The 11,471-nt window shown below is 40.4% G+C and carries 8 protein-coding genes; 1 reads left to right on the forward strand and 7 read right to left on the reverse strand.

Annotated features, from left to right (window positions below; genetic code table 11):
- Positions 1 to 522: 522 nt before the first annotated feature.
- The 6 genes from ccsB to IQ228_RS11535 form a co-directional block, all read right to left on the reverse strand.
- Complete coding sequence (ccsB, locus tag IQ228_RS11510) at positions 523 to 1,560, reverse strand: c-type cytochrome biogenesis protein CcsB (protein WP_027403575.1); 1,038 nt, start codon at positions 1,558 to 1,560, stop codon at positions 523 to 525.
- 990 nt (positions 1,561 to 2,550) lie between these two features.
- Positions 2,551 to 4,230 (reverse strand): iron uptake porin, encoded by a 1,680-nt coding sequence (locus tag IQ228_RS11515; RefSeq protein ID WP_193962903.1) that lies wholly within the window; start codon positions 4,228 to 4,230, stop codon positions 2,551 to 2,553.
- Positions 4,231 to 4,446: 216 nt separating this feature from the next.
- Positions 4,447 to 5,115 carry a phosphate signaling complex protein PhoU gene (phoU, locus tag IQ228_RS11520; protein WP_027403573.1) on the reverse strand — a complete coding sequence of 223 codons (669 nt, stop codon included), beginning with the start codon at positions 5,113 to 5,115 and terminating at the stop codon, positions 4,447 to 4,449.
- A gap of 30 nt (positions 5,116 to 5,145) precedes the next feature.
- On the reverse strand, positions 5,146 to 6,462 hold the full coding sequence (locus tag IQ228_RS11525) for a cell wall metabolism sensor histidine kinase WalK (protein ID WP_027403572.1): 1,317 nt from the start codon (positions 6,460 to 6,462) through the stop codon (positions 5,146 to 5,148).
- Positions 6,463 to 6,512: 50 nt separating this feature from the next.
- Entirely contained in the window at positions 6,513 to 7,265 is a 753-nt protein-coding gene (locus IQ228_RS11530) for a winged helix-turn-helix domain-containing protein (RefSeq protein ID WP_027403571.1), read from the reverse strand.
- Positions 7,266 to 7,642: 377 nt separating this feature from the next.
- Positions 7,643 to 8,212, reverse strand: coding sequence for a pentapeptide repeat-containing protein (locus tag IQ228_RS11535; RefSeq protein WP_027403570.1), 570 nt, complete (start codon positions 8,210 to 8,212; stop codon positions 7,643 to 7,645).
- A 256-nt stretch (positions 8,213 to 8,468) separates the two neighbouring features.
- Here IQ228_RS11535 and IQ228_RS11540 point away from each other — a divergent pair, with 256 nt between their 5' ends.
- Positions 8,469 to 9,047: a hypothetical protein gene (locus IQ228_RS11540; protein WP_027403569.1), complete on the forward strand. Its 579-nt coding sequence runs from the start codon at positions 8,469 to 8,471 to the stop codon at positions 9,045 to 9,047.
- A gap of 8 nt (positions 9,048 to 9,055) precedes the next feature.
- Here the strand turns inward: IQ228_RS11540 and IQ228_RS11545 are convergent, their stop codons facing one another.
- A complete protein-coding gene (locus IQ228_RS11545; RefSeq protein ID WP_051424420.1) occupies positions 9,056 to 11,224 on the reverse strand; it encodes a DNA phosphorothioation-associated putative methyltransferase in 2,169 nt (722 codons plus the stop codon).
- Positions 11,225 to 11,471: the final 247 nt, after the last annotated feature.

Raw genomic sequence — 11,471 nt, forward strand, 5'->3', positions numbered from 1 at the left:
ACAAACAGGAACATTCTAAAACCAAGTCAACTCGCTTGAAGTAAGGCTTGAGCCGTGTAAGTGCGAAAGTCTTATGCACGGTTCTTAGGGGAGGGGAGAGCGGTGACGCTTGAACCTTACCCGACTACCCGCCTTCGACTCTAACTAAAAGTAATCTTGCTGGAACGAACTCAGAAGTTTCACCGATTCCCTAATAGTGGAAACTGAAGCGGAAACGGGCATGGATAAGCCCCAGACTCTAGAACCTAAAAGCAAACTTACGAGTAAGGTCAATCAGAGATCGAATTATAAGCAACTGACGTTGTTTGACCAAGGTTTAACTACGTTATTTGTGTATCCCTACTTACCCTTAAATGTTTACGGGCATACCTATTTTTAGCTTTTAAATAGTTTTTTGATTGTGGTTGTTTTATGCCTCGGATTGATTGAGAAGGATTTCGGTTTTTCCCGCCTTATATCCCGCCACTGATTTGGAGTACCAAATTCAGTGGGGGAGTTACGGCGTAATAGTTAAAGATGAACTTACAAAAACCAACCGTAAGAATGTAAACCCTTACCTAAAAGATTCACACCCAGATAACAAATCCAAACTACAACAAACCCAGCAGCGGCCAAAATTGCCGGTTTTCGACCTTGCCAACCGCGAGTTATTCTAGAATGCAGATAAGCCGCGAAAACTAACCAGGTAATTAACGCCCAAGTTTCCTTCGGGTCCCAACTCCAGTAAGAACCCCAGGCTTCATTAGCCCAAACCCCACCAGCAATAATCCCAATTGTGAGGAGAGGAAAGCCTAAACCAATAATGCGATAGCTGATATTATCGAGGGTTTCAGCTAGATTAAGACGTTGAGGTGAAAGGATTTCAGCAGTTTGAATGGGGGTACTTGTGATTAAATCTAAAACCGCAGTCCCATTTCCGTTGTTGTTACTTTCTACAAGGGAAAAACCATTAGTTTCCGCAGCGAGTGTAGATGTAACTAACTCACCAGCTTTTAGTAATTTATAACCATTACTTCGATAACCGCCATTACCAACGGAACTACCTTGTAATTGGATATTTTGACCGCGAGTAACAATTAAAAAAGCGATCGCTAACAATGCACCCACCATCAAAGCTGAATAACTCAACATCATTACACTAACGTGCATCATCAGCCAATTAGATTTTAAAGCTGGAACTAAAGGCTCTGATACCTGCATATTTGATGGTAAAGTCAGAGTCGCAAAAGCAGCAATTCCCATGGCTACAGGTGCAGTTACAACCCCCACTAAACGGCTACGACTGCTATTTTCGGCAATTAAATGGACAGCGGTAATTCCCCAAGTCAGGAAAAATAAAGATTCGTAGAGATTACTCAGGGGAAAATAACCCGCTTCGATCCATCTTGCTGCTAATAGAGTCGCCATACACAAATTAGCGATCGCCATTCCAGCCGTCCCCAAAGCCGCTGTCACCGATAAACTCGGAAAGGCTGCCCCCACCCAATACACCAACATCGTACAGAATAAGACAGCAAATGAGGCATTATCTAGCCAGTTCTGGAGTACAACCAGATCCATAAACACTTCTCTCCAGTGGATGCTTGAAAATATCAATTCCGATTTCCTTGATCCTAACTGGTTTTGGGTATTAGTAATTGGCAAGATTAATCTTCATAGTTCATAGCGCCCAGATATTTAGTTAAAAACCCAGGTGTGTAGGAGTAAAGCAAGAGCTTAATTGGTGTCAACTTAACGTAAAACCTCTATCCCGCAAAGAACTCAAGTCATCTCGTTATCTCGTTCCCAGTCTCTGACTGGGAATGAATCCTAGAAGGCTCTGCCTTCAATGATATTAGAGGCAGAGCCTCATAGCGCCCAGATATTTAGTTAAAAACCCAGGTGTGTAGGAGTAAAGCAAGAGCTTCATCGGTGTCAACTTAACGTAAAACCTCTATCCCGCAAAGAACTCAAGTCATCTCATTATCTCGTTCCCAGTCTCTGACTGGGAATGAATCCTAGAAGGCTCTGCCTTCAATGATATTAGAGGCAGAGCCTCATCAACTGCATTCCTAGTCAGAGACTAGGAACGAGATGCGGTAGTCTTGAGAATATAGTTATTATTTTATAACCGATTTACCATAAATTAGAATATCTTTGACAGTCTCCGGTCTAAAAACGCGGAGATTCTATAGAGAGTTTTAGCTTAAACAGTAGAAGCCCCTCACCTACCCGATAGGGAGGTGATGAGATGAATACGCTCAAATTTTCAAATTAACGTCAATGCAGGATAAAGCAAAGCAACTAGCTTTCATCCCTTGTCTGAAGCCCAGATGCGTTCGACTTAGGAGAACGCATCTTCAAGGGTTTTCGGCATCTACTTTATAATACCCGGCTGCTTTTTCAGTGACAGACACAGTTTTAATATCAATAGGTTGTTTGAAAGGTGGTATCCCGTAATTTTCACCACATTTTTACCTCCCTTTCCCCTTTAGAAGGGGGGAAACAAGAAAAATCTGGTTCCCTCCCCTTCACAAGAGGAGAGTTAGGGAGGGCTAACCTAACTTAATTCTAGAAAGTGAAGGTAGTCCGTAAAGTACCAACATATTCAGCGCTGTTCTTATCGTTATGCTCAGGATTCAAGATTACCAACACACCAGGAGTTACAAGAATGTTGTCGGAAAGCTTAATCTTGTACAGACCTTCTAGATGATAAGAAGTGTTTGCATCTCTGGTAATATTTGTGGCACCAGCTTTACCACCAGTCAATTTAGGTGATTGACCGAAGATGAAACCCAAGGTATTACCTTCTTTGCCGAAGTCCTTGATACCCAAAGTACCAGCCCAGTACCAGATTTCTCCACTGGTACTAGCACCTGCTAAAGTGCTGGCAGCGGTATAACCACCCCAACCGCCGACTGTGATGTTCTTAGCAGGTTGGAGGGTAGCTTGCACACCGTAGTTGCTTGATTCAATCTTAGTAGCACCAAGACCAAGATTATTAGCTCTCGCACTACCTGTTCCTAAGAATAGGTTAGGAGTACCAGATTGATAAGAATGGGCGTAAGTTAGACCAATGTTGATGGCTTTGTTAGGTTTGAAAGCCAACTGACCAAACATGGTGTTATTACCATCGAACAGTCCAGTTCCAGGTGCAGGGTTAGCTGCATTATCTCTACCTGTAGCAAAATAAGCCCCACTTAAGGCGATTTTATCATTAGGAGTGACATTAACAGTGATACCTGCACCGTCATTCGCCTGACGATAAATAGGGCTAAAACGTCCGTAGCGAGATAGAGAACCTGAACCACTGCTTCTAAAGTCGGGGTTGAAAACATTGACGTTCTCGTTCAACTCAGCACCAGTAGCATCAATCTTGACACGAATTTTGTCGCTCAAGTTGAAAGCGTAGTTGAGTTTGTCTATAGAAACAGCGTTGCTAGTATTTCCGTCATAACCCAAACGGGTCATGTTAGTACCGGTACCAAATGTTGCAGGTGTAGTGGCGGTAGCGGCAGCATTTGGGTTGTTAGCTAAAATATTACCCGCATTTAATCGAGTCTGTAATTGGTCTGTTCCTGTGAAACTGCTGTTCAAGGTCAACCGCACCCGGTCAGAGAAAGTAGCTTTGGAATCTACGTCTCGTGTTGATGCTGTTGGTGTACCAGTTGTTGTACCAGGAGCAGAAGATGGAAGTGCCACTTTATCCCCAAAAGCTTGGGATACGCTAAAAATTGCTTCACCAGATAGTTTGGTGGTGGTGGAGAATTGATTAGCTTCTAATTCGCCAGTCCGAGCTTCTAACGCATCTACTTGACCGCGAAGGGTTGCTAATTCTGTAGAATATTCTTCTTGCAAGCGCTGTAAAGTAGCTAAATCTTGCTTGCTTACCATGTCAGCAGTAGCAGTAGCAATGAGTTCATTAACGCGGTCTAAGCAGGAATTTAAACCAGCCGCAAATTCATAACGACTCAAGGCGCGATTACCACGGAAAGTACCGTTAGGATAACCAGCAACGCAACCATAACGTTCAACTAAAGATTGTAAAGCTTGAAACGCCCAATCAGTAGGTTGTACGTCGGAAAACTGAGAAACGGATGTTACTTGACCCAAACTGTTGGACTCTTGGGATAACTGAGCAACACTTGTTACTTGTTCGTTAACTTCACCAGCAAAGGCACTATTACCAGTTAGCAAGCTCAAAGCTATAACAGGGCTAACTTTGAGTATGTTCCAAAAAGCTTTCTTCATAAATTTTAGTCTCTCACACACCTAAATGAATCCAGTTTATGGTAAAGTCCCAAGGGAACTTATACATAAATGTTCTATAGTGATTCTACATTATTAATGACAATTAAAACAACTAAATATCAAAATTTTTATACAAAGTTATGATTTATTTATGATCTGGTAAATTTGAGTTTATACTCTGTTTATGGTACGTATTGATAAAGATCAATATCAAATTTACGATCGCTGACCTGTGACAATATATGTAACTCGTTGGGCAATATTAGTTGCGTGATCTGCCATGCGTTCTAAGCAACGAATTGCTAAGGTTAACAGTAAAATTGGTTCAATGACTCCGGGAAAATTTTCTTGTTGGGCAAAGGTTTGATAAAGATGCTCATAAGCATTATCTACAGCATCATCTAGCTGCTTCATTCTTTGTCCGCTGGTTTCATCCAAATCCGCTAGGGCGACCAAACAAGTTGCTAACATTGCTTGGGCGTGCTGAGACATAATGGCAATTTCTGGCAAGGAACTATGTTGAGGATAAGGGAAGAGTTTAATGGCAATTTTTGCTAAATCTTTGGCATAATCCCCAATCCGTTCTAGGTCACGAACTAACTGCATAAAAGCACTCAAACATCGTAAATCTTTTTCTGTAGGTGCTTGACGAATGATAATAGTTGTGCAGTCAGATTCTATTTGCCGATAAAAGCGATCAATTTTTTTATCTAGTTTGGGTATTTGTTCCGCTGCTATTAAGTCACCGGCAAATAAGGCTTGATGACTAAGACGAAATGATTGTTCTACTAAAGCACCCATGCGTAATAAATCCCGTTCTAAACGCCTAATAGAGCGTTCTATCTGCGGTATTTCATGATTTTGTGGATCAAATACAGTTTTCACGCTGGTTATATAAAAAGTGTATATATTTCATTAACTATAGCCTTGGCTAGGTGCATTTGTCATGATCTGAGAGAATTGAAGTTGAAGCCATGCTCCACCTGTTTCGGGATGGTTCATGGCTTTGATTACACCATTATGGGCAATAATTATTTGCTGGACAATGGCTAAACCTAATCCACTACCGGCAATTCCCGTTGTCGAATTGACTTCAACGGGTGAACGATATCGAGCTTTGTCTCCCCGATAAAAGCGTTCAAATACGTGGGGTAAATCGGCAATAGCAAAGCCAATACCAGAGTCAATAATGTTGATTTCTAACATTTGACCGTTATCAGTAGAAATTATGTTAGTTTCAATGTCAATAGTGGCTTGAGCAGGACTATATTTAATGCTATTATCTAGTAAGTTGACAAATACTCGATAAAGTTGGGATTTATCTGCTTGAATGTAGATGTTTTCTAGTCCAGTATAGTTAATACTCAAAGACTGACGTTGGGCGATGGGTTCTAGAGTTTCCCATGCTGAGATAATGAGCGATCGCATTTCCACCGATTCTAAATTTAACTGCATGGTAGGATTATTTTCCATTTGCGTCAGTTCCAACCAACTTTGCACCAAATTAATCAGTCGGTCAACTTCTTGCATTAACCTATTAACCCAACGGTCTAAAGGTGTTTCTAGACGGGTTTGCAGAGTTTCCACTACCAGACGAATTGCCGTGAGGGGTGTTCTCAGTTCATGGGCTAAATCAGAAAAAGAGCGATCGCGTTCTTGCTTCATATCTAGCACAGATTGGCAATTTTCCAAAAATACCCCCACTTGTCCCGTTGGTAGAGGTAAACTAGAAGCCCGCAAAAACATAGATTTTACCGCTGTCATCTCCCTAGCATCTTCACAAGCAGGATGAAAAACCCATTCCTGCACCTGTGGCTTTTGCCAATCACGAGTTTGTTCAATTAACTGATCTAATTCATAAGACCGCACTAATTCTAACAATAAACGCACCTGTCCTGGCTGCCACCTTTGAAGATATAAAATTTCTCGCGCTTGCTGATTGCACCATAGCAGTTGACTTTCCTCATCTACCTGCAAATATCCCACAGGTGCAAAATCTAGCAATTCCTGATACATAGACAATGATTGCTGCAAATCCTGTCGTTGTTTATTCACCATAGACATATCATGCCGTAAGCGAGGTCTTAGCAGCAACTTAATGTTATTGGTTTCATGGGAACGAGAATTTAACGGTTGCAACAATCGCTCTAAATACCAGTTTAGGTGAACCTGTTGCCAAACCCAAAAACCAAGGCCGACAACTAAACCCAGAAAAAATCCCAGCAAGAACATGGAAGTCGTTAGTTGGTGTACTATTCAAAACTAACAACTATCTTCACAAATCACCCAAATCTGTAACCAAAACCCCTCACAGTCACAATATGTTCTGGATGACTAGGATCTTCCTCCAGCTTTTCCCGTAACCAGCGAATATGAACATCCACAGTTTTGCTATCCCCCACAAAATCTGGACCCCATATCTGATCCAACAACTGCTCCCGTGACCATACTCGTCGAGTATAACTCATAAATAATTCTAACAGCCGGAACTCCTTCGGAGACAGATTTGCCTCTTCTCCACGTACCGTTACCCGACACTCTTGAGCATTTAAAGTTATATCTTTGTGCTTGAGAACCGGAACTTGTGGCAATGTACTTAAACGTTGACGACGAAGTAACGCCCGACACCGCGCCACCAATTCTCGCATACTAAACGGTTTTGTCAAATAGTCATCAGCACCTACCTCCAAGCCCAGCACTCGGTCAGTTTCACTACCTTTAGCACTCAACATCAAGATTGGCACTGAGTTGCCCTGGTGACGCAAAAAACGGCAAATATCTAGACCATTAATTTGCGGCAACATCAAATCTAACAGTACCAAATCTAAAGGCAGTTTTTCAGAATTATCTTCACAATTTTTCAGATATTCTATCGCTGTTCTGCCGTCACTAGCAACAATTACATCATAACCTTCCCCTTCCAAGGCTACAACTAACATTTCCCGAATTAGTTCTTCGTCTTCGACTACGAGAATACGGCTTGTTTGGCCAATATCTGCCCTGGCGGAATATTTAGCTAATTCACTGGTATACATTAACTTTTTCAGTGTATAACAAAGTCTAGTATATTATAAATCATACCAATCATATATTTATTTTTATTTTCTTTGTACTTAAGTTAATTGCAAATTTTTATGTCAGTAATCCAGTTATCACCCTTGACAACCTCCGAGTTGTCAATTACATTGTTAGTACAAAAATACTATAATGAGGAGCTTACAAAGGGGGGTTGGGGGGATCTCGATTAATTCTGAGACTTTTCAAACATCCTCTTAGGAATATGAATTAAATAAAGTGCAAAAGCAATACTGTTCGGTTAGGGAAATGTAGGTTGGGTTGAGCGACTCTTAACCCAACAGGATTAATGATTTGCTTGGGTTTCCTTGCGTCAACCCAACCTAAGATGTAAAAATCAACTATGAATGCTACCATCAGGCATAATTGCCCCAGTTAAGAAAGTTTCACTCATATCTGTATCATCTAAATTAGCGCCTGTTAAATTCGCTTCGCATAAATTAGCCTCGCTTAAATCTGCACCACTCAAATCTGCACCTTGTAAGTCTGCTTTCCACATTCTCACACCTCCCATTTTTGCGCCACTGAGGTTTGCACCCTGCAAATTTGCGGCGGAAATTGATGCCATGTGTAAGTTAGCATCACATAAATTAGCGCCACTCAATAATGCACCGCTAAGGTCTGATTCATTTAGATGAGCAGTTTTTAATGTAGCTTGAGTCAAATCAGCACCACAGAGAATAATTTCGGATAAATGCGCTCTTGCTAATGTTGCTCCTTTGAGATTTGCCTTACTCAAATTAGCACCACTTAAAGAAGCTTCTGTTAGATTTGCTCCTCTCAAATCTGCTCCACCGAAGTCTACACCACCCAAATTGACTCCTTGTAGATTTGCTCCTGGTAAAGCAATACAGTTAAAGCTTCTTTCTCCTGTGGCATATCTATCTAAAAGTTCTTGAACATTCATAGTTTTTTAGAACTTGGTAAGTCCAATTATAAGAAAATAGGCTAAAAACCTCAGCAATTAATAAAACGGAAGTTTAGCAAATGCTAAGTAGTGAGACAGAATTAATTACACAATGTCATTGCGTTAGCCACATGGAACGAAGTGAAATGAAGCAATCGCAAGGGTTGTGATTGCTTCCCTTCGCTCGCAATGACTGTAAATATTTTTGTCCAATTACTTACAATGAAATCACCAGTCTCATAGCCATCCAGTATTTATGAATAATCATAATTTAAAACTAGGAAAATATCTAACCTTAGAAGAATTTTGTACCTGCACACAAACCTATCATAAATACGCCCAAAATATCAACCCCTATCCACAAAATCTACCAGAAGTAATTCCCGCATTACAGGATTTAAATAAATTTATCATTGACCCAGTGATAGATTATTTTGGTAGAGAAAAATTTCGACTTACCTACGGTTTTTGTTCTCCAGACTTAAAAAAGTATCTAGAGAAAAAAGATCCAATTACAGGGCAAAAAAATGGGCGTGTAGCTCCGCATCTTGACCAACATATTAGCCATGAAATCAACAAAAACGGTAAATACTACTGTGAAAGATTAGGTGCTGCTTGTGATTTTCTAATTACAGATTTACCGAGTACAGAATTAGTAGAATGGATATTACAAACAAAAATACCCTTTGATTCCCTCTACTTTTACAGTTATAACCAACCAATCCATATTAGTTATGGACAACAACATAAACGAGATATTTGGACATTCAATAACTCAGGAATCCCCACAAAAAAAGGAATTACAGATTGGGTCAAACTAGCAAAACAAACATAAATAACCATCTATTCCTCCTCTCTGCGCCTCTGCGTCTCTGCGTGAGCAAAATTCTTCCTTCTTTGTCGAGTTCTCAAAGCTGCTTTAAGTGCTTTCAACTTATAAGCATCTGCATCTTTAGCCCAAGCTAACCTATAACCATTGATAACAGTACAATTTTCCTTTAGACATTTTTCCCAACCAGAAACATGACTAATACTGTGCCAATTATCTAAAAGACCCCTATCTTCTTCTTGACAAGTTAGTTTAACTAATTTCTCATATTGGGGATAATCGGGAGTAACTAAAGCTTCTATTTGGTGTAAGATTGGTGGGTCATCTTCTTGATCATAGTCTTGATAAGTAACGTGCAAATCTCGCAAATCAATTGTCATGACTTTTGATAAAATGGGATGAGGGTTAATATCAAAATCAGGATAAAATAAATAAGATATCTTAGGCGTTTTTAGATGAAATTTAATCACATTAGCTGCTTCTAACCGTCCAATAGTGCGACTAGCACAACCTTCATAAAGACGTAATAAGGGGTCAACTGCTTGTAATGCAGAAATGTGAACCCAAAGGGAATTAGGTAATTTTTTCCCGACTTTGCTTTCCTGACAACGTTTAATAATTAGTTCTGTATTTCCCAGACTGTGTAACATTTGGTCAGCATCTAAACAGGCTTGTTTATAACTACTATATAAACCCAGGATGTCCTCTTGTACTGCTGGTGCTAATTGTCCTAATCGGGGACGACGGCTAAAATTACACAGTGCTAAATAAACCATTAAATCTTGACGGCGTTTGTCAGCGATCGCTTGCCATTCTTCCGAGTCAGTTGCCTGTATAATGATATTAAACGCCCGGCGTAAACTCCCAAATTCCTGAACAATTGCTGATTCTTGAGGTAATTCTCCCTTAATAGGCATTCTTCCCCGTTCCGTCAGAAAAGTCATCAGCGGTGTCAATAATTCCTGATGTTCCTCAAACCTTTTTACACAAAGACGGATTCTGGGAGTAGTCGCGCGGGAACGGAAGCGAGAAGCACGGAATAACTCAGCTTCAGCTTCATCTCGAAACACAAAATAAACCCCCAAAGCCACAGGAATTGCGTCAACGCCTAATACTTGGTCAATGTAAATTTTTAATTCTTCTTGTTCATAATATTTCTGAAATGTGTTGCGATTAGTGATGATGCCATCGCCATAAGCAATTACACCCCGCTTAATATCAGATATCAACACTTGGGCGGCTACCAGCAGGACTTTTTGAGTCAGTTCCCAAGCTTGGATTAGGGCTTCCCGGCGCTCGCTTTGGTGTTCAATGACATTAATCACAAAACCAATATTCACAATGTCCGCAGCTACTCTAGGCGTATGCGTAGAGTAATAGGGGTCCCAGCCACAACTTGTATAACCCTGTTCAGCAATACGGGTAACATCGCCACCATGTCCACAACCATAATCAAAAAAGGTGGTTTCTGGACTAAATAAGCTCAATTCCAAAGCTAACCGCACAGGACGAGATAAATCAGGGCGAATAATTGCGGCTTTGTGACGCTCTATTTTGGGAACTATATTTGTACTTATGGAACTGCTTTCCCGTTTAATTAAGCAATGTCCTTGCACTTCCACCCCAAAAACTTGTAACCGTTGTTCCCAACCCAACTTAGTGCCAATTCCTTTAGGATGATTAAGTAAACCTAAAGCAACTTGAGCGCGAGTTAAAGCTGCAAACTCTTCATAGAGGGGATATTCTGGAGTCACAAAAGTTTCTTTGCGGTGTAGAATGGGGGGATTTTCCGAATCGCTGTAATCCCGATAACCAACTTCTAGAGTTTCTAAGTCAACCTGAATACTAGCTTGTAAAGCCGGATGAGGATCAGTATCAAAATCAGGATAGAATAAATAGGAAATCTTGGGTTTGTTTGTACTAAACTTGACCAGAGTTGCCGACTGGACTTTAGGTAAGACACTAGTTCGACTTCGCTCACTACAAGTACGGGCGCGGCTTTCATATTCCTGAAGCCAAGGGTCAAGAGTATGTAAGGCTAAAATATGAATGTAAAAGGCATCAGGTAACATTTTGCCAACAGGATTGTTTTGGCAATATTGATTTATGCTATTTAGATCAATAGAGTGAAACGTTGAGAGGTTTTCCTCAACCGCATTCCTTATGTTATCAGGTTGAACCATTACTTTGTCATCTTGTAAAAATATAGATAACCTGGTTACATTCACTTTAGTACAAAAAATCTGAAATTGGAAGTTAATAAACTTTAAACCTGAAGTAACCCCCATTCAAACCCTTGTTTATCAAGGTATTGGAGAGTTCTAGAGTGCTTTGTTACCATTTTGATCAAAATTAGTAAAAAGAGGAAAACACAACAAAAAATAACTTTCACTCATCACAAATTGTAGTCCTAGTTAAGTTAAATTAAGT

The organism is Dolichospermum sp. LEGE 00246, from assembly GCF_015207865.1.
Classification (GTDB): Bacteria; Cyanobacteriota; Cyanobacteriia; order Cyanobacteriales; family Nostocaceae; genus Dolichospermum; species Dolichospermum heterosporum.

Bases quoted from the DNA above. Each gene is read 5' to 3' on its own strand.
- ccsB (WP_027403575.1), bottom strand. From the start codon at position 1,560: ATGGATCTGGTTGTACTCCAGAACTGGCTAGATAATGCCTCATTTGCT.
- IQ228_RS11515 (WP_193962903.1), bottom strand. From the start codon at position 4,230: ATGAAGAAAGCTTTTTGGAACATACTCAAAGTTAGCCCTGTTATAGCT.
- IQ228_RS11525 (WP_027403572.1), bottom strand. From the start codon at position 6,462: ATGTTCTTGCTGGGATTTTTTCTGGGTTTAGTTGTCGGCCTTGGTTTT.
- IQ228_RS11530 (WP_027403571.1), bottom strand. From the start codon at position 7,265: ATGTATACCAGTGAATTAGCTAAATATTCCGCCAGGGCAGATATTGGC.
- IQ228_RS11535 (WP_027403570.1), bottom strand. From the start codon at position 8,212: ATGAATGTTCAAGAACTTTTAGATAGATATGCCACAGGAGAAAGAAGC.
- IQ228_RS11540 (WP_027403569.1), top strand. From the start codon at position 8,469: ATGAATAATCATAATTTAAAACTAGGAAAATATCTAACCTTAGAAGAA.
- IQ228_RS11545 (WP_051424420.1), bottom strand. From the start codon at position 11,224: ATGGTTCAACCTGATAACATAAGGAATGCGGTTGAGGAAAACCTCTCA.